The following is an 18,110-nucleotide window of genomic DNA, read 5'->3' as shown; positions in this document are numbered from 1 at the left end:
GCGGCCTGTGATGGGATGAATGTCGGTGAGGTCGGCGCGGGCTGTCCAGCCCGAGGGCGGACGGTAGCCGCGCACGTCGCCTGCGCCGTGCCAGCGGCGGGCGCGCACAGTGCCGGGGGCGTAGATCGCCGCCATGCGCGGGCGGCGGGTGGTGGTGCGGGTCATGGGGGCTTCTCCTTCCAGCGAAGCGCCCCGGTCGAGGCCGGGGCGCTTGCCTTCGGCGCGGGTCAAGCGGCCAGCGCCTCGGCGGGTTCATCCGCCATTGCTTCGGCATCTTCCGGGGCGTCCTGCTCCGGGCCTGCCTCCTGCGCGGCATCCTGCGGGCCTGCGGCCTTGAAGATGGCGGGCATCCAGCCCGTACCATCGGCCAGCCGCTCGGCCTCGCTGGCAATGTCGGCCTTCTTGAGCTTCGCCAGCCGGGTGACGGATTCCGGTGCGAACGCGCCCACGGCATCCAGAATCACGGCCTTCGGAACGTGCTTGAAGTAGCCTTCTGCGGTCGGCTTCCACCATGCGGCCATGTCGAGGCCCACGGCCTGCGCCAGTTCTGCGCCGGGCTGGTGCGGCGTGGCGCGAGGCGTCACCACGTCCACCGTGGAGGCCACGCACACGGCCAGCAGCCGCACCAGTTCGTCTTGCGACTTCGCCAGCAGCACGGCGAGCAGTTCGGCGCTGTCCTCCGGCAAGGCTTCACCTGCCACCTGTTGCAGTTCGCGCAGCGCCACGGCAGCAGGCGATTCCGGCCAGTCCGGGGCCATGCCTTCCAGCCGGTCTTGCGCCGTGAGGCGCACGCCGAGCGGCAGGCCATCGCCGTAGGCGTCGGGCTGCAAGACCTTCTGCACCATGCCATGCACCAGCGCGGCCAGCGCGACGTGCGGATGCCGTGCGACTTCGATTTGCAGCGCCGCCGTGCGGTGGGCGCTCAATCGCTGCGCCAGCCGGTCGGACAGGCTCGCGGCCTTGGGCGCGTCGTCGGCGTCCTCGTGCTCGTCGTTGGCGGCTTCGCCTTCGGTGCTGCCGAAACCGCGCCGCAGCTTTTCCAGCGTGCGCAGCGCCTTGGCCTCGGCTTCGCGCAGCAGGCCGCGATGAATGACGGCCTCGCCGTTGCGGTCGATGGTGACGATGGCACCAGCCACCTCGCGCACCTCGGGCGCATAGCCTTGTAAGGCGTCCTCCGCGTCTTGCAGTTCCCCGACCACCTGATCGCGCCGCTGTTCCAGTTTCTCGGCCTTGGCCTCGTCCTCGCTGCTTTCAACTTGGCAGGCTTCTTCCAGTTCGGCGTCGATCTTTTCGAGGCGGGTTTCCAGCGAGGCGATGCGGCGGGCCTCGCGGGTGGTCGGCTCGCGGCGATGGCGCGGGGCGTTCTGGAACGCCTGCCGTTCCTCGTAGGCCAGATGCGGCACGGCCTCCACCCATGCCCATCCCTCGGCGCGCACGTCCTCGGCCAGCATTGCCAGCTTGTCGCGCACCAGCGTTTCCAGCACTGCGGTATCGGTGAGGTAGGTTCCGGCATCGCCTTCTGCGAACAGGTCGCGGCGGATGCCGCCGCCTGCCTGCCGGTAGGCGTCCAGCCCGACGAAGCGCACCAGCGCGTGCGCGGCGTCGATTTCGCGCTCGGTCAGGCGCTCGCGCAGCTTGGACGGGCTGCGCTGCCATTCCGGCGCACCATAGAACGCGGCTTCCTGCGCGGCGTGGTCATCGGTGATGGTCAGGGCCATCAACTGTTCCAGCGTCACGCCACCGGCCCGGTAGTCGGCCATGAGACGCGGCGAGACGTTCGCCAGCTTCAAGCGGCGCTGCACCACCAGCGGGGACACGCCGAAGTCGGCGGCAATGTCCTCGACGGGCCGGCCTTCCTTGACCAGCGCGGCGAAGGCCGCGAACTGGTCGGCGGGGTGCATGTTCTCGCGCTGCACGTTCTCCGCGAGGCTGACGGTGCGGGCGGACGCATCGGCCACCAGCAGGCACGGCACTTCGTAGTCAGTGGGGATGCGCTTCTTCTTCGCCAGCAGCTTCAAGGCGGTCAGGCGGCGGTCGCCTGCCACCACCTCGTAAGCCTCGCCATCGGCGGATGCAATCACGATCAGGTTTTGCAGCAGGCCGATGCGGGCAATGCTCGCGGCCAGCTCGGGGATGGACTGGCGCGGGGTCGTGCGGACGTTGCGCTTGGAGCGGCGCGGCAACAGTTGCGACAGCGGAACCAAGATCAGGTTCTTGGTCGGATCGGCCACTTCCAGCGGTGCGGCGGCTTCGATGGCGACGGTTTCGGTTTTGAGTACAGCGTTCATGGTGATAACTCCTTGCGGTTGGGATGCAGCAGCGAGAGAAGCGGCAAGGGCTGCTGCCTGCCCCTGCCGCGTGGGGATTCAGGCTTTCAACTGGCGCAGGCCATCGGCCAGCAGCCACAGGGCGCGATTGAGGCGCACGCTTTGGTCGATGCCCTGCACGGGCCGGGTGGTCTGGCGGCGGCCATTCGCGGCGCGGGCGGACAGGCCGCCTTTGGTCAAGTTCTCCTGCGTGCGGTTGAACACGCTCCACAGGTCGCGGCGGTCGTCGTCGTGGCGGCGTGGCATCAGGATTTGCGATTCCGTGATGGGCGCGGGCTTGTCCTCGTCGTACTTCAACGCCAGCGCAGCGCGGGCGAACACTTCGGATTCCCCGGCGTCGAGCGTGATGGCGCGCATGGCATCGCGCGATTCCTGCGCCCGGTCGAAGCCGTGCAGGACTTCGTAAGCGCCTTCGATGACGTGCCCGGCTACGTCGCCCTTGTGCGGCACGCGCACGTCGGCCACGGTGTCGCCGCAGACAAGGCCATTGCTGCAAACGAAGCGGAACATCCCGGCCAGCATCTGATAGCTGCTGGTGCCGTCATGGGAGTTCAGCAGGATGATTTCGTTGGCCTCGCGGCCGTTGATCTGGCTGGCGTGGCGCAGCCGGATCATGTGCTTGGTGTAGTCGCGGCGGTCGTCGTGGCGCACGCGGGTTTGCGTCACCATGAAAGGCTCGAAGCCTTCCCCGCGCAGTTCTTGCAGCACGGTCGCGGTGGGGATGTAGCTGTACCGCTCAGAGCGGCTTTCGTGCGGGGCGTCCGCGAAGATGGACGGGGCCACGGCCCGGATTTGGTCGTCGGACAAGGGACGTTCCGAACGCAGCACCGGGGAACGGGAAGCGAAGCGGGATGCGAGTTGCATGGCATTTCTCCTGACAAAGAAAAAAGGGGTTGCTGTTCACCGCACACCGGATTCCTAGATTCGGAAGCCCAGCCTTTCGGCGGTTCGGTGCGGTCGGCACGAGGAACCCGGTTGGCCCTGTTGCCACCGTCTTTCCTGAGTTCATCGCCCGCGACGGTCAGGAGCGCGCGGACGGGGGCCGTCAAGGAGGCAAGCGCAGGGTTGGTGCGGCCCGCAGGCGCAGCCGAGGACACGGCCCTGCGCGCCTTGACGGCACACGGCCGCGGGCTACAGTCGCGGTGAAGGTGATGAAGTCAGGGGAGACGGTTGGACATGGCAACGGCCCCTCAGCACGCCGACAGCACGGCAAGCGAAGCGCGCAGGCCCGGATCTAGGAATCCGGGCCGGAGGCGTCAGCCGAGCGGAGCGAGGGAACGATGGAAGCCCGTCAGGGGCGAGACGCCGCAGGCGGCTCGATGCGCTACGCGCACGACAGCGCGACCGGCCATGTTTCTTGGCCGGGGACGCACGGACTCCAAGGCTCGATGTACAAGCTCATGCGCCAGTCATCGGGAAACAGGTTCGACAGCGGCTGCTGCGGTCTGGCCGATCCGGCGCAGCCGGTTCGGCGGCCTTTGAGGGGCGCCAAGCTCCGCGCGGCGGGGATAGCCCGCAGGGCTTTCCCCTGGAGGCAAGCGCAGCGCGCAGCGCCCCGTCAGGGGCACTTAGGCATCACGCCGAGTCGTCAGGACGCAGGCTGGATTCCGCAACCGGCATCCAAGGCGAAGTCGAGTTCAGGTAGTAGCGCCTGCCACGCGCATACAGCCCCGAAGGCTCGGTAGGCTGGTAGAACCCGGTGACGCGGCGCCGGAACTGCGCGCCAAACTCGTTGGTGTAGATCACCGCGTCGCCGATCTTGAAGCGCAAGGGCTGACCGTTCTCCGGCGCGAACGGCTTGAGCGCATCGTGTTGCGCCGTGATTTCGATGATGTAGTCGTGATGGCTGCTCATGGCATTGATCTCCTGCGAAGGTTGGGAAAGCGCAAGGAGCGCCTTGCGGCGCTCCAAGGGCTGGTTCAGACGACGACACGCCCGACCAACCGGGCATCGCGCGCGTAGGCGCTCAACCGCTTCTCGGCGCGGAAAGACAGGTCGCGCTCGATCGGCAGGCCCAGCCTGCCGCGCACGGTCGCCAGCTCGCCCAGGCTGACCCAGCCGATTTCCGGCATCCCCAGGCCCAGGTCGCAAAGACCAAAGGCGTGGTCGTGGTCATCGGGATCAATCTCGGTCAGCAGCCAGGTCGCGCCGGCATCCGGCGTGAACAGCTTGACGACGGGTGCCGGATCGAAGTCCGGGTTCTCCAAGGATTCGCGGCCGTTGGCCAGCAGCACGATGCGCTGCTCGTCAGTGATGAGTGCGTTGTTCATGGTGAACTCCTGAAAGGTTGCCGGGCGGAATTGCCCGACCCTTCCGGGGCACGGCGCAGCGCAAGCAGTCAGGGGTCAACGACGGCCGCCAGGACGCAAGCGCCATCGGCGCGCAGCCCTTGACGGCGAGAACGCCGTGGCACGATGAAGGGGACAGCAAGACCGCCTCCCTCGCACCTCCACGCACGCGGTTTTTGGCAAGCGAAGCGCGCAGGCCCGAATAGCAATCCGGGCCGGAGGCATCAGCGATGTGAAAGGCGGGCAGTTCTTAAATGCGCGCCCAGTCCCGGTGCAGATCGTCAACGATCATGGGATGACGGTGCCCGCCTCGGTCTGCTTGTTCGCGCAAGTGAGGATGATCTGGCGGTAGATGATCGTGGGCGATGTCGGAAGAATCACTAGCGGGCCAGAGCCACAGCGCCAGTCCCACTCCGACAAGACCAATCAGCGACATGATGATGAAGGTCGATTGCAGCCCAAAGGCAGCGCCGAAGCGACCGGCCAAGGGATAGCAAATGAGCCAACACGCATGGGACAGGGCGAATTGCGCGGCAAAGACCGCGGGGCGATCCTCGGGATGAGCGGAGCGGCGCAACAGCCGGCCGGAAGGTGTTTGCGCCACGCTGTAGCCGAAGCCGACCACCAACCAGATCACCACCAGAACGGCATAGGTCGGAATCATTGCCCCGGCTGCCGTTCCCACAACCAGCATCGTCGCTCCCGCAATCATGACAGGTCGATCAGCAATCTTGTCGAGCAGGCGAGGCAGCGCGAAGGCCGCAACCATCGACCCGCCTCCGAAGGCCGCCAGCGCCCACGCTACCTCGGATTCGCCCAGGCCAAAGCGTGCCTTCACGATGACCACCGTGTTCACGATCACCATTGACCCCGCTGCTGCCACAGCGAGGCTGATCGCCAGCAGACCCCGAAGGCGCGGCGTGGCGAGGTAAATGCGCGTGCCCCGCGTAGTACGATCCCATATGCCACGACACGGGCCGGGAACGGTTGTGGGAAGCCTCACGCTGACCACAAGCGCGGCTGACACGAGGAAGCCGAGAACCGTTCCGGCAAACAGGTTGTGGAAGCTGATGACCGTCAGTAGCGCGGCGGCCAGCATCGGGGAAATCAGGCTTTCCAAATCGTAGGCCAGCCGGGAAAGCGACAGTGCTTTCGTGTACTCGTCTTCGTCGGGAAGGATGTCCGGGATAGTGGCTTGAAAGGTCGGCGTGAAGCCTGCGGACGCCGCCTGCAAGACGAAGATCAGCAGATAGATTTGCCAGATTTCGCTGACAAAGGGCAGGCAGAGCGCAACGGATGCTCGTACTAGGTCAAGGGCAACGAGCAACGACCGTCGCGGCAGCCGGTCGGCGAACGCCTGCGCGACCGGGGCGACTCCGACATAGGCCAGCATCTTGATTGCGAGTGCCGTCCCGAGTACCGCGCCGGCATTCGCCCCGGCCAGATCGTAGGCAAGCAGGCCAAGGGCCACCGTCATCAGGCCGGTGCCGACAAGCGCAATCACCTGAGCGGCGAACAGGTGACGATAGGTACGGTTCTTCAGGACGGAGAGCATCGGCGGGCCTCAGAGCAGTTTGGTCAGTGCCTTCATTTCGGTCAAAACGGAGTCTTCGTCATGGGCCAGGCAATGGTCGATGTGGTCGTGGATCAGGACGCGCTTTGCGGCCGTCACCGCGCTTTCCACCGCCGCGAGCTGGCGGGCGATGTCGAGACAGGATTCGCCACTTTCGATCATCCCTATGACGTGCCGAAGATGACCATCGGCGCGTTTCAGCCGCTTCACGAGATCGGGATGGGTTGAGTGCTTGTGTGTCGCGTTCATGTGGCAATTGTATCCCCCCTGGGGGGATATGAAAAAGTGCGCCGCCCGCGAAGGAGCGACGCACCGAAGGCCGCACGACGCAATCAGCCCGCCGCCGGCGCTGTCATCGACTGCAACTGCTCGATCACGCCAGGCTCAACGAACACGCAAGCCTGCTCGTCCGCGATCGGCACGTTGAACACCTGCGCGAACACCGTGCGCCGCAGATGGGCCAGCCGGCCCGTCCGGTATGCCTGCTCGGGCTTCATGCGCCCGCCAGCCTGCGACCCGCTGCGCTGCGGATCGCATTCGACCAGCGCGACAAAGCCATCGTCGGCCAGCTTCTGATGCTCGGGGCACAGGCCCCAGCCGGTCGCCGTGTGGCGCTCCATGCTCGCGCGCAGGCGCTTGTCCAGCAGGATCGCGCCGGTGTCGAACGCCGTGCCGCAGACCAGGCAAACGTGCTGTTCGAGGGAAACGTGTGATTTGTCGTTCATGACGGTTCTCCGGTTGCAAGGGCGGAATTGCCCGGAACCGTCGCCCTCACGGCGCAGCGCAGCAGTCAGGGGTCGCAGACGGCCGCCAGGACGCAAGCGCGCAAGGCGCGCGCAGCCCTTGCACGGCGAGAACGCCGTGATACGGTGAAGGGACACAGCAAGACCGCCCCCTCACACCACCCCACGCACGCGGGTTTTTGGCAAGCGAAGCGCGCAGGCGCGGATCAGCGAGCCGGGCCGGAGGCGTCAGTGATGGAAGCCCGACAGGGGCGAGACTCGCGCAGCGAGGCTCGATGCGCAGCACGACAGCGCGACGGCGGTACGCCGGGACGCCCGACTGCTTGGGACAGGACTATTCGTTGTCGGTCTTGCGCTGCTCGAGCTGCAACTGCGCCCGTTGCGTTGCTTGTTGCAGCCGCTCCACCAGCACGCCCCTCGGCGGCAAGGCGGTCAGGTACTCGGCGACGTGGATGCCCGACTTGTCCAACTCCAGCAATTCGATCTGCTCGCGCTTCTTGCCGGTGCAAAGGATGATCCCCAGCGGCGAGGCTTCCTCCGGCTCCCGTTCGTGCTTGTCCAGCCAGCGAAGATAAAGCTCCATCTGTCCCTTGAAAGCTGCCTTGAACTCGCCGACCTTCAACTCCACTGCCACCAGCCGCCGCAGCTTGCGGTTGTAAAACAGCAGGTCGAGGTGGAAATCCTCGCCGTCGATCTGGATGCGCTTCTGCCGGGCCACGAAGCTGAAACCCGCGCCCAGCTCCAACAAGAACGACTCCATTTCGCGGATGATCGCCGCCTCCAAGTCGCCTTCCTGCCAAGTGTCCCGCAGCCCCAGGAAGTCGAGGATGTACGGGTCGCGCATGACCAGGGCGGGCGACATGCGCTGCGCATCGCGCATCGTCGCCAGCTCGTGCGCGATCGTCTCGCCCGGCTTTTGAGACAGCGCCGTGCGCTCGTACAGCATCGAGTCGATGCGCTCGCGCAGCGTCCGGACGCTCCAGCGTTCGGCGCTCGCCATCTGCGCGTAATAGTCCCGCTGGAGCGGGTCTTTCAGCGGGATCAGGGCGATGAAGTGCGTCCAGCTCAATTCTCGTATCAGTGATACGAGAATCTGCTCGTCGGGGAAGGTGGCCGCGAACTGCACCATGCGGCGCAGGTTCTGCTCGGCAAAACTGCCGCCGTACTCCTTCACCAACTGCGCCGCCAGGGTGGGCAGGACTTCCTTGCCGTAGGCGCCCCGGCGTCCGTCCAAGACGTGCGTGCGGATGCGCTGGCCGATGCGCCAGTAGAGCATCGTCAGCTCGCTATTCACCGTCGAGGCGGCGCGCTTGCGCGCCGCCTCGATCAGTGCCCGAATGTCGCCCAGCAGCGCCGAAGGCGCTGCGGACGATGCTGCGGATGACCGGCGCGTGTTCATGCCGCCGCCTCCGCAAGCTGGCGCGCACCCGTGATGGCTTGGCGGCGGCTGGCCACCAGCTCGGCCGCATCGCGCACCGGCTTGTCCTCGGTGTGGACGTAGTGCATGAACATCGCCACGGTCTTGTGGCCCGTCAGCTTCATGCCCACTTTGGTCGGCACGCCCGAATTGGCAATGTCGGTGGTCGAGCGATGGCGGATGCCGTGCGTGCCGACGTGCGGGACGCCGGCGGCCTTGAGCACCCGGCACCAGCCGCCATAGTGCTCGCCAAAGGTCAGGTGCTTGGCCGGGTCGTTCGGCGATGGCAGGACGTAGGGGCAGCCCTCCCGGCGCGGCGCCGTCGAAAGCAGCCGATAGGCTTCCTCGCTCATGGGCTTGGAAATGCCGCCGACCTTGCTGTCGGGCCACACCACGCGCCGGTTCTCGAAGTCCAGCCAGCTCCATTCGAGCGGGCAGATTTCGGAGCGCCGGGCGGCGAACTCGAATTGCAGGCGGATCGCCAGCGGGATGACGTAGTTCTCCAGCCCCTCCGCCTCCAGCTTCTCCAACTGGCGGAAGATCCGCACCATTTCCTCGTCCACGATGAGCCGGGTTTCCTTGCCCGGCGGGTACATGGGGACGTGGCGGCACGGGTTCGTGCCGTCCGGGCGGTAGCCCCACACTTCGGCCAGGTTGAACATCTTGCGCAGCACGCCGAAGGTCTTGTTCGCCTCGGTCGGCTTGTAGGCCAGTTTCTCCATCAGCCCGGCAATGTCGGGCCGCTTCACGTCATGCACCTTCTTGCGGCCCAGCAGCGGGATGATGTTGCGGTCTATGACGCCCTGATAGCCGTCCTGCGTGCTGGGCTTGTTGCGCTTCTTGGAGTAGTCCTCCATGAACTTCTTGCACAACTCGGCCATCGTGGGCGCCTTGCGCGCCTCGGCCTTGGCGCCGCCGGGGTCGCCGCCCCGGCGAACCTCGGCCAGCCAGTCCTGTGCCTTGACTCGTGCCTGTTCGACGGTCAGCTCCCCGTACAGCCCCAGCGAGGGCTTGCGGGGCTGGCCGGAGTTCGTGCGGTACTGGAGCATGAACACCCGGCGGCCGGTCGGGGTAATCTTGCACAGGAAGCCGGGCACCACGGTATCTCGCAGTTCAACATCCTTGGCCTGGGGTTGGGCCGACTCCACGGCGGTCTTGGTGAGCTTGATCTTTGCCATGATGACTCCTCGGAACAACCCGGATTCCAGGAGCCAGATAGGAGCGGCGCGAGGGAAAACCGGGTCAAGTTTCAGAAAGCACCGGCATATGATGGACGCGCGTAAGTTATTGATAAACCTGCTGTATCTAGCTACGGCGCAGTCCAGCGAACTACCGGGCTGGAGTCATCGTGAAACAAAAAAAGGCCGCGCAGTGCGCGGCCTTGTCGTAGCCCCGAGGGCCGGTGATCAGCGCTCGACGGCCAGCGCCACGCCCATCCCGCCGCCGATGCACAGGCCCGCCAGGCCCTTCTTCGCGCCGCTGCGCTTCATCTCGTGCAGCAGCGTCACCAGGATGCGGCAGCCGGAGGCGCCGATCGGGTGGCCGATGGCGATGGCACCGCCGTTGACGTTGACCTTGGCCGGGTCGGCGCCCAGCAGCTTGTTGACCGCGCAGGCCTGCGCCGCGAAGGCTTCGTTGAGCTCGAACAGGTCGACGTCGCCGACCTTCCAGCCGGCGCGCTGCAGCGCCTTCTGCGTGGCGCCCACGGGGCCCAGGCCCATCGTCGCCGGGTCGAGGCCGACGGTGGCGTAGCTCACGATGCGCGCCAGCGGCGTCAGGCCCAGCGCCGCGGCCTTCTTGGCCGTCATCACCACCACGGCGGCGGCGCCGTCGTTGATGCCCGAGGCGTTGCCCGCCGTCACCGAGCCGGCCTTGTCGAAGGCGGGCCGCAGGCCGGCCAGTGCCTCGGCGCTGGTCTTCTTGTTGATGAACTCGTCGGCCTCGAACACCACCGGGTCGCCCTTGCGCTGCGGGATGCTGACCGGGACGATCTCTTCCTTGAACTTGCCGGCTTCCTGGGCGGCCGCGGCCTTCTTCTGGCTGGCCAGGGCCAGCTCGTCCTGCATCTCGCGGGTGATGCCCTCCTGCTTGGCGACGTTCTCGGCGGTGATGCCCATGTGGTACTGGTTGTAGACGTCCCACAGGCCGTCGACGATCATCGAGTCGATCATCTTCCAGTCGCCCATGCGCTGGCCGTCGCGGCTGCCCAGCAGCACGTGCGGGCTGGCGCTCATGTTCTCCTGGCCGCCGGCCACCACGATCTCGCTGTCGCCGGTGCCCACCGCCTGGGCCGCGAGCATCACGGACTTCAGGCCCGAGCCGCAGACGGCGTTGATGGTCAGCCCCGGCACGGCCTTGGGCAGGCCGGCCTTCAGCAGTGCCTGGCGCGCCGGGTTCTGGCCGGCGCCGGCGGCCAGAACCTGGCCCATGATCGCCTCGCCCACCTGCTCGCCGTTGACCTTGGCGCGCTCCAGCGCGGCCTTGATGGCGATGCTGCCCAGTTCGGTGGCCGCCACCTTGGCCAGCGAGCCGCCGAACTTGCCCACGGCCGTGCGGGCGGCCGAAACGATGACGATGTCTTCCATGATGCGCTCCAGAGTCAGTCGAAGAATGCGGAGAAAGTGATGTTCAGGCCTTGGCCTTCACGTAGCGGCCGGGCGCGGGCTCGATGGCCTTGTAGGCCGTGCCCTTGCCGTAGGCCCGCGGGGCGGGGATCTGCTTGCCCGCGTGGGTCTTGAGCCAGGTGTCCCAATCGGTCCACCAGCTGCCGGGATGTTCGGTCGCGCCCTTGAGCCAGTCGGCATGCGCGGCCGGGAACCTGCCGTCCTCGCGCAGCCAGTGGCTGCGCTTCTTCTTCTCCGGCGGGTTGATCACGCCGGCGATGTGGCCCGAGGCGCCCATGACGAAGCGCTTCGGGCCCGAGAGGATCTGCGTGGAAGCGTAGGCGCCGCCGATGGGCACGATGTGGTCCTCGCGCGAGCCGTAGATGTAGGCCGGCGCCTCGATGGCCGCCAGGTCCACCGACTCCCCACAGACGGTGACGGCGTTGCTGTCGGCCAGCCTGTCTTCCAGGTAGGTGTTGCGCAGGTACCAGCAGTACATGGGCCCCGGCAGGTTGGTGGCGTCGCTGTTCCAGTACAGCAGGTCGAAGGGCGGCGGCGTCTCGCCCTTGAGGTAGTTGCCCACCACGTAGTTCCACACCAGGTCGTTGGGCCGCAGGAAGCTGAAGGTGGTGGCCAGGTCGCCGCCGGGCAGCAGGCCGCCCTTGCCCATCTGCATCTCGCGGAACTTCACGAAGCTCTCGTCGATGAAGATGTCGAGGATGCCCGTGTCCTGGAAGCGCAGCAGCGTGGTCAGGAGCGTGACGGACGCCGCAGGATGCTCGCCCCGCGCCGCCAGCACCGCCAGCGCGGTGGACAGGATGGTGCCGCCCACGCAGAAGCCCAGCGTGTTGATCCGGCCGCCGCGCTTGTCCTGCCCGGTGATCTCCTGCACGACGTGGATGGCGCGGATGGCGGCCTGCTCGATGTAGTCGTCCCAGGTCACGTGCGAGAGGGACGCGTCGGGGTTGCGCCAGCTCACGACGAAGGTGCGGTGGCCCTGCGCGACGGCGTGGCGGATCAGCGAGTTCTCGGGCTGCAGGTCGAGGATGTAGAACTTGTTGATGCACGGCGGCACCAGCAGCAGCGGGCGCTCGTACACCTTCGCGGTGAGCGGCTTGTACTCGATGAGCTGGAACAGCTCGTTCTCGAACACCACCGCGCCCTCGGTGGTGGCGACGTTGCGGCCGACCTCGAAGGCGCGCTCGTCGGTCATGCTCACATGGCCCTGCTGCACGTCCTGCACCAGGTTCTGGATGCCGCGGGCGATGCTCTCGCCCTTGGTCTCCAGCGCCTTCTTCTGCGCATCGGGATTGAAGGCCAGGTAGTTGCTCGGCGCCGAGGCGGCCATCCACTGCTCCACCGCGAAACGCAGGCGCGCCTGCGTCTTGGGGTCGGCGTCCACCGCCTCGGCCATCGCCATCAGCGTGCGGGCGTTGAGCAGGTAGGCGGCCGCGGAGAAGGCCGAGATGGGGTTGCTGTTCCAGGCCTCGCCGGCGAAGCGCTTGTCGCCGGGCTGCACGCTCATGCCCTGGCGCCACAGCTCGCCGGCCTCTTCCACGTACTGGCGCTGGAGGGCCTGGAGCTTGTCGGGCGAGAAGGAGAACTGCGGAAGCTGCCAGTTCGTGCCGCCGCCGAAGGCGCCCCCCTGGCCGAGTTCACCGAAGGACGACAAGGCCTTCTTCCAGCTGTCGTCGATGGCTTGCTGGAACGACGCGAACATGTCGCCGGCCGTTGTCTGGTTCTGCTGCATGGTGTCTCCTGGGTCCTCGCCTGCCGGCACGCAGCTTGAGTATCCTGCATTTCTCCGCACGGTCCACCCACCCGAGCGTCACAAGCCGTTATCGAAAACCCATGTTCATTCATCTGGTCGTCATCGCCTGGCTGTACGTCGCCGTGATGATGGCGGTGGCCGAGGCCACCAGTCCGGTCGGCTCGGTGCTGGGCGCCGTCTTCACCTTCTTGCTCTACGGACTGCTGCCCATCGGCATCGTGGTCTACCTGCTGGCCACGCCGGCGCGCAAGAAGGCGCGGCGCCAGCGCGAGGCGGCCGAGGAACAGGCGGCGCGCGAGGCCGCCGCGGCGGAGTCAGGCGCGCCAGACGAGCGCGGCCATGCGCCCGCTGGCAGCCCCGTCTCGCCGGTACGAGAAGAACCTTGAGGGGTTGCCGACGGTGCACCAGGCGGCGCTGCCGTCGTTGCCGTGGACGCTGCGCACGCCCAGCGCCGCCAGGCGCTGGCGCGCCAGGGCCGGCAGGTCGGCCAGCCACTTGCCTTCGCGCGCGCCGGGCCGGAAGCCCGCCGCCGCCTCGGGCGCATGCGCCTCGAAGGCGGCCTTGACCTCGGGGCCCACCTCGAACGCCGCCGGGCCGATGCAGGGCCCGAGCCAGGCGATGAGTTCGCGGCCGTCGAAAGCCGCGGCGGCATGCTCCAGCGCACCGCCGGCCAGGCCGCGCCAGCCGCAATGCACGGCCGCCACCCGGGTGCCCGCCGCGTCGCACAGCAGCACCGGCATGCAGTCGGCCACCATGACGGTGCAGGCGACCCGCGGTTCGGCGGTGGTGCTGGCGTCGGCTTCCTGGCCCTCGGGGCTGGCCGCGTCCAGCGCGACGCAGCGCGAGCCATGCACCTGCGCGAGGAAGGCCAGGTGCGCGCCGCCCGTCGCCGCGCGCACGCGGGCGCGGTTGACGGCCACGCGCTGCGGGTCGTCGCCGGACTTGAGTCCCAGGTTCAGGCTGCCGTAGGCGCCCTCGGAGACGCCGCCGGCGCGCGTGGTGCAGAAGGCGTGCACGCCGGCCGGCGCGGGCCAGTCGGGCACCAGCCAGTCGGCGTGCGGCGCGCCGGCGTCAGGGCTCGGCATCGGGGCACTGCGAGGGCTGGGCGCGCTGGAAGGCGTCGAGCTTCATGCAGGCGTCGAAGGCGGCCATGGTGCGCGGCAGGCCGCTGAAATCGCAGTCGAAGCGCTTGCCGTTGAAGATCTGCGGCACCAGGCAGCAGTCGGCCAGTGTGGGCGTGTTGCCGTAGCAGTAGGTGCCGGCGGGATGCTGCGCGAGCTGCCGCTCGAAGGCGACCAGGCCCTCGCGCACCCAGTGGCGGTACCACCCGTTCTTGGCGTCGTCGCTCACCTTCAGCTCGCGCACCAGGTACTTGAGCACGCGCAGGTTGTTCAGCGGGTGGATCTCGCAGGCGATGGACTGCGCCAGCGCCCGCACCTGGGCCCGGCCCGCCGGGTCGCCGGGCAGCAGCGGCGGCTCGGGCTGGATCTCGTCCAGGTACTCGATGATCGCCATCGACTGGGTGAAGTGGGCGCCGTCGTCGTCCAGCAGCGGCACGAGCTGGTCGGGTGATATCTGCGCGAAGGGGCCGGTCTTGTGGTCGCCGCGCGCGATGTGGACCGGGATGTAGTCGTACGCCATGCCCTTCAGGTTGAGCGCGATACGCACGCGGAAGGAGGCGGAAGAGCGGAAGTAGTTGTACAGCTTCATCATGGCGCGGAGGATACGCGCCGCCGCGGCCTCTGGCACACTGCCGCCTTCTTCCCCACCTTCATCCAAACCTTTCTTCTCCCCATGGCATCCGACCACGTCTTCAGCCCGGCACCGGTGGTGTCGGTCCCCGTCGCGGGCAGTGCGGCGCGCTTTCCCGTCCACCGCATCTACTGCGTGGGCCGCAACTACGAGGAGCACGCCAAGGAGATGGGCTTCACCGGCCGCGAGCCGCCCTTCTTCTTCATGAAGCCGGCCGACGCGGTGGTGGCGGTCGAGGCCGGGCAGACCGGCCGCATCGCCTATCCCAGCCTCACCAGGAACCTGCACCACGAGATCGAGCTGGTGGTCGCCATCGGCACCGGCGGCCGGAACATCAAGGCGGCCGACGCGCACAAGCACATCTTCGGCTATGCGGTGGGCCTGGACATGACGCGCCGCGACCTGCAGAACGACATGAAGAAGCAGGGCCGCCCCTGGGACATCGGCAAGAGCTTCGAGCAGAGCGCGCCCATCGGCCCGATCGTGCCCGCGGCCGAAGCCGGCGACATCGAGCATGCGGCGATCTGGCTGAAGGTCAACGGCGCCGACCGCCAGAAGAGCGACGTGGGCAAACTGATCTGGAACATCGGCGAAACCATCGAACACCTGTCGGCCGCCTGGGAGCTGCAGCCCGGCGACCTGATCTACACCGGCACGCCCGAGGGCGTGGCCGCGGTGGTGGCCGGCGACACGATGGAAGGCGGCGTAGCCGGCCTGCCGACGCTGACCGTGCAGGTCGCCGCTGCCGCCTGACGCGCCGGCCCATGTTCAACTACGTCCCGATCAAGCACTGCAAGAACTGCGGCACCGCCGTCGTCTACCGCGTGCCGGACGACGGCGACATCAAGCAGCGCGCCGTCTGCCCGGCCTGCGGCACCATCCACTACGAGAACCCGCTCAACGTGGTGGGCACCATCCCCGTGCTGGGCGACAAGGTGCTGCTGTGCAAGCGCAACATCGAGCCGCGCTGGGGCAAGTGGACGCTGCCGGCCGGCTTCATGGAGCTGGGCGAAACCACCGCTGAGGGCGCTGCGCGCGAGACCGACGAGGAAGCCGGCGCCCAGTACGAGATCGGCGAGCTGTTCGCGGTGATGAACGTGGTGCGCGTCGGGCAGGTCCACCTGTTCTACCGCGCGCGGCTGCTGTCCGACATCTTCGCGCCGGGCCACGAGACGATCGAGGCACGCCTGTTCACGGAGGAGGAGATCCCCTGGGACGAGATCGCCTTCCGCACCGTGCGCGAGGCGCTGGTGCGCTTCTTCGAGGACCGGCGCCGGGGCAGCTTCGGCGTGCACTCGGTCGACATCCAGTAGCGCGCCGGCGGCCATGGACAAGCGCCTCGCCCTGCTCCTCGGCCTGTGCGTCACGGCCTGCGGCGGCGCCGCAGAACCCGTGGGCGAGGTCGACACCGCCTTCAAGCTGATCGGCCCGGACCACAAGGTCGTGGTCGAGGCCTACGACGACCCGCAGGTGGAGGGCGTGACCTGCTACGTCTCGCGGGCGCGCACCGGCGGCATCTCCGGCGCGCTCGGGCTGGCGGAGGACAAGGCCGAAGCGTCCATCGCCTGCCGCCAGGTCGGCCCGATCCGCATCGCCCGGCCGCTGCCGCAACGCGAGGAGGTGTATGCCGAGCGCCAGTCCATCCTCTTCAAGCGCCTGCGCGTGGTGCGCATGGTCGACGCGAAGCGCAACACGCTGATCTACCTGACCTATTCCGACAAGCTCATCGACGGCTCGCCGCAGAACGCGGTGACGGCCGTGCCGGTGGATCGCGCGACGCCGATCCCCGTCAAGTGATGGACTCGGCCACTGCCGGAGCATCCTCCCCTTCCAGCGCCAACGCGGTGCTGGCGATGTACCGGGCGCTGTGGCGCCACGCCGAGGGCGTGCGCGGCGCGCTGCTGGGCGCCGCAGCGCTGCTGGGCGGCTCGCAGCTCGTGCGGCTGACCTTGCCCTGGCTCGCCGGCCAGGCCATCAACGCGCTGCAGCGCGGCCAGATCGGCGGCGCCGGCCGCTGGATCGCGGCGCTGATGGGCGTGTACCTGCTGTCGTGGCTGCTGCACGGCCCGGGGCGCGTGCTGGAGCGCAACGTCGGCGTGCACGTGCGCGAGCGCCTGGCCGACCTGCTCTACGCGCGCATCACCGCCGCCCCGCTCGCCTGGCGCGACGGCCACCACTCCGGCGAACTGCAGCACCGCATCCACCAGGCCAGCCGCGCGCTGTCGGACTTCGCGCAGAACCAGTTCGTCTACGTGCAGAGCGCGCTCAGCTTCGTCGGCCCGCTGGTGGCGCTCGCGCTGCTGTCGCGCACCAGCGGGCTGATCGCGCTGGTGGGCTACGTGCTGATCGCGCTGGTGATCCTGCGCTTCGACCGCGCACTGATGGTGCTGGCGCGCCAGGAGAACGATGCCGACCGGCGCTACGCGGCGGCGCTGCTGGACTTCGTCGGCAACGCCTCCACGGTGATCGGCCTGCGGCTGCAGGCGGCCTCGCGGCGGCTGCTCGGGCGGCGCATGGCGGCGGTGTCGGCGCCGCTGAAGCGCTCGGCCGTCGTCAACGAGGGCAAGTGGTTCGCCGTCGACCTGCTGGGCCTGGGCCTGACCTGGGTGCTGGTGGTGATCTACGTGTGGCAGGCCACGCGCGCCGGCGGCGGCGCGGCCGCCGTGATGCTGGGCACCGTCTTCATGATCTACCAGTACGCGCAGCAGGCGGCGTCGGTGGTCAGCTCGATGGCGGCCAACTTCCAGAACTTCGCCCGCATGCACACCGACTACGGCAGCGCCGAGCCGCTGTGGGCCACGCCCGGCGACCCGGCCGCGCCGGTGCCCGCGGTCGATCCGCAGGCCGGCTGGCGCACCTTGCGCCTGGAGGGCGTGAACTGGGGTTATGCCGACAGCAGCCGCGGCGGCGGCCTGCACGACCTGCACCTCGACCTGCGCCGCGGCGCGCACGTGGCGCTCATCGGCCCCAGCGGCGGCGGCAAGAGCACGCTGCTGCGCGCGCTGGCCGGCCTGTACGTCCCGCAGCAGGGCACGCTGCGGCTGGACGGCGAGGCCCGCCCGTGGGAAGCGCTGCGCCGCATCGCCACCCTCATCCCGCAGGAGGCCGAGGTCTTCGAGGCCAGCGTGCAGGAGAACCTCGACTTCGGCGAGCCCTGCGACGCGGGCGACGTGCAGGCCGCCCTGCACGCCAGTGCCTTCGACGACGTGCTCGCGCGCCTGCCCGACGGCCTGGCCAGTGCGCTGACCGAGCGCGGCTTCAACCTCTCCGGCGGCCAGCGCCAGCGACTGGCCCTGGCGCGCGGCGCGCTGGCGGCACGGGGCAGCTCGCTGCTGCTGCTGGACGAACCCACCAGCGCGCTCGACCCGGCCACCGAGGCGCGCGTGATCGAGCGCATGGCCGAGGCCTTCCCGCAGGCCTGCCTGGTCGCCTCCGTGCACCGCCTCGGTCTGCTCGCGCGCTTCGACACGGTGGTCATCATGGAAGCCGGCCGCGTGGCCGACAGCGGCCCGCGCGACGAGGTGCTCGCCCGGCATCCGCACCTGGCCGAGGCCGTGCGCCCGCACGCCGCCTGACCGCGCGCCAAGGCCTGCCCTCCGGCTGCCGCTAGGATGCGCGTTCGCCTTCGCGGCCGCC

General features: G+C 68.4%; 18 protein-coding genes. 5 read left to right on the top strand and 13 right to left on the bottom strand.

What is annotated here, in order from left to right; all coding sequences use genetic code 11:
- Positions 1–227: 227 nt before the first annotated feature.
- The 11 genes from Q392_RS22635 to phaC all read right to left on the bottom strand — a co-directional run bounded on the left by Q392_RS22635 (position 228) and on the right by phaC (position 12,701).
- Positions 228–2,288, bottom strand: a complete 2,061-nt coding sequence (locus tag Q392_RS22635; protein WP_038206991.1) for a ParB/RepB/Spo0J family partition protein — start codon at positions 2,286–2,288, stop codon at positions 228–230.
- Positions 2,289–2,366: 78 nt separating this feature from the next.
- On the bottom strand, positions 2,367–3,191 hold the full coding sequence (locus Q392_RS22630; RefSeq protein WP_017677013.1) for a DUF932 domain-containing protein: 825 nt from the start codon (positions 3,189–3,191) through the stop codon (positions 2,367–2,369).
- Between the two features lie 711 nt (positions 3,192–3,902).
- On the bottom strand, positions 3,903–4,181 hold the full coding sequence (locus tag Q392_RS22625) for a hypothetical protein (protein ID WP_023114169.1): 279 nt from the start codon (positions 4,179–4,181) through the stop codon (positions 3,903–3,905).
- A 65-nt stretch (positions 4,182–4,246) separates the two neighbouring features.
- Positions 4,247–4,597: a DUF2958 domain-containing protein gene (locus Q392_RS22620; protein ID WP_023114168.1), complete on the bottom strand. Its 351-nt coding sequence runs from the start codon at positions 4,595–4,597 to the stop codon at positions 4,247–4,249.
- A gap of 268 nt (positions 4,598–4,865) precedes the next feature.
- Positions 4,866–6,170 (bottom strand): MFS transporter, encoded by a 1,305-nt coding sequence (locus Q392_RS22615; protein WP_038206985.1) that lies wholly within the window; start codon positions 6,168–6,170, stop codon positions 4,866–4,868.
- A 9-nt stretch (positions 6,171–6,179) separates the two neighbouring features.
- Complete coding sequence (locus Q392_RS32200; RefSeq protein WP_003111693.1) at positions 6,180–6,437, bottom strand: metal-sensing transcriptional repressor; 258 nt, start codon at positions 6,435–6,437, stop codon at positions 6,180–6,182.
- An 83-nt stretch (positions 6,438–6,520) separates the two neighbouring features.
- A complete protein-coding gene (locus Q392_RS22605; protein ID WP_023114166.1) occupies positions 6,521–6,913 on the bottom strand; it encodes a hypothetical protein in 393 nt (130 codons plus the stop codon).
- 352 nt (positions 6,914–7,265) lie between these two features.
- Positions 7,266–8,330, bottom strand: coding sequence for a PDDEXK nuclease domain-containing protein (locus Q392_RS22600; RefSeq protein ID WP_023114165.1), 1,065 nt, complete (start codon positions 8,328–8,330; stop codon positions 7,266–7,268).
- On the bottom strand, positions 8,327–9,526 hold the full coding sequence (locus Q392_RS22595) for a tyrosine-type recombinase/integrase (RefSeq protein ID WP_023114164.1): 1,200 nt from the start codon (positions 9,524–9,526) through the stop codon (positions 8,327–8,329). Before Q392_RS22595 ends, Q392_RS22600 begins: the two co-directional genes overlap by 4 nt.
- A gap of 228 nt (positions 9,527–9,754) precedes the next feature.
- Positions 9,755–10,933 (bottom strand): acetyl-CoA C-acetyltransferase, encoded by a 1,179-nt coding sequence (locus Q392_RS22590; protein WP_038212823.1) that lies wholly within the window; start codon positions 10,931–10,933, stop codon positions 9,755–9,757.
- A 43-nt stretch (positions 10,934–10,976) separates the two neighbouring features.
- Complete coding sequence (phaC, locus tag Q392_RS22585) at positions 10,977–12,701, bottom strand: class I poly(R)-hydroxyalkanoic acid synthase (RefSeq protein WP_038212821.1); 1,725 nt, start codon at positions 12,699–12,701, stop codon at positions 10,977–10,979.
- A gap of 101 nt (positions 12,702–12,802) precedes the next feature.
- Between phaC and Q392_RS22580 the strand changes: the two genes are divergently transcribed.
- Positions 12,803–13,108 carry a hypothetical protein gene (locus Q392_RS22580; RefSeq protein ID WP_211260281.1) on the top strand — a complete coding sequence of 102 codons (306 nt, stop codon included), beginning with the start codon at positions 12,803–12,805 and terminating at the stop codon, positions 13,106–13,108.
- Here the strand turns inward: Q392_RS22580 and pgeF are convergent.
- Both pgeF and maiA read right to left on the bottom strand, forming a co-directional pair.
- A complete protein-coding gene (pgeF, locus tag Q392_RS22575) occupies positions 13,037–13,807 on the bottom strand; it encodes a peptidoglycan editing factor PgeF (RefSeq protein ID WP_038212819.1) in 771 nt (256 codons plus the stop codon). The two genes, Q392_RS22580 and pgeF, sit on opposite strands and share 72 nt — an antisense overlap.
- Positions 13,794–14,432, bottom strand: coding sequence for a maleylacetoacetate isomerase (gene maiA / locus Q392_RS22570; RefSeq protein ID WP_038212825.1), 639 nt, complete (start codon positions 14,430–14,432; stop codon positions 13,794–13,796). The genes pgeF and maiA overlap by 14 nt, the downstream gene beginning before the upstream one ends.
- An 84-nt stretch (positions 14,433–14,516) precedes the next feature.
- Here maiA and Q392_RS22565 point away from each other — a divergent pair, with 84 nt between their 5' ends.
- The 4 genes from Q392_RS22565 to Q392_RS22550 are packed head-to-tail and all read left to right on the top strand — an operon-like array spanning position 14,517 to position 18,049.
- A complete protein-coding gene (locus tag Q392_RS22565) occupies positions 14,517–15,227 on the top strand; it encodes a fumarylacetoacetate hydrolase family protein (protein WP_038212817.1) in 711 nt (236 codons plus the stop codon).
- 11 nt (positions 15,228–15,238) lie between these two features.
- Positions 15,239–15,787, top strand: coding sequence for an NUDIX hydrolase (locus tag Q392_RS22560; RefSeq protein WP_038212815.1), 549 nt, complete (start codon positions 15,239–15,241; stop codon positions 15,785–15,787).
- A gap of 13 nt (positions 15,788–15,800) precedes the next feature.
- Positions 15,801–16,271, top strand: coding sequence for a CreA family protein (locus Q392_RS22555; RefSeq protein ID WP_038212814.1), 471 nt, complete (start codon positions 15,801–15,803; stop codon positions 16,269–16,271).
- Positions 16,271–18,049 (top strand): ATP-binding cassette domain-containing protein, encoded by a 1,779-nt coding sequence (locus tag Q392_RS22550; RefSeq protein ID WP_038212812.1) that lies wholly within the window; start codon positions 16,271–16,273, stop codon positions 18,047–18,049. The genes Q392_RS22555 and Q392_RS22550 overlap by 1 nt, the downstream gene beginning before the upstream one ends.
- The last annotated feature ends 61 nt before the right edge of the window (positions 18,050–18,110 follow it).

The organism is Xenophilus azovorans DSM 13620 (assembly GCF_000745855.1).
GTDB classification, from domain to species: Bacteria; Pseudomonadota; Gammaproteobacteria; order Burkholderiales; family Burkholderiaceae_C; genus Xenophilus; species Xenophilus azovorans.
Note: the sequence above shows the minus strand (reverse complement) of the source record. Positions and strands in the feature narration are given on the sequence as shown.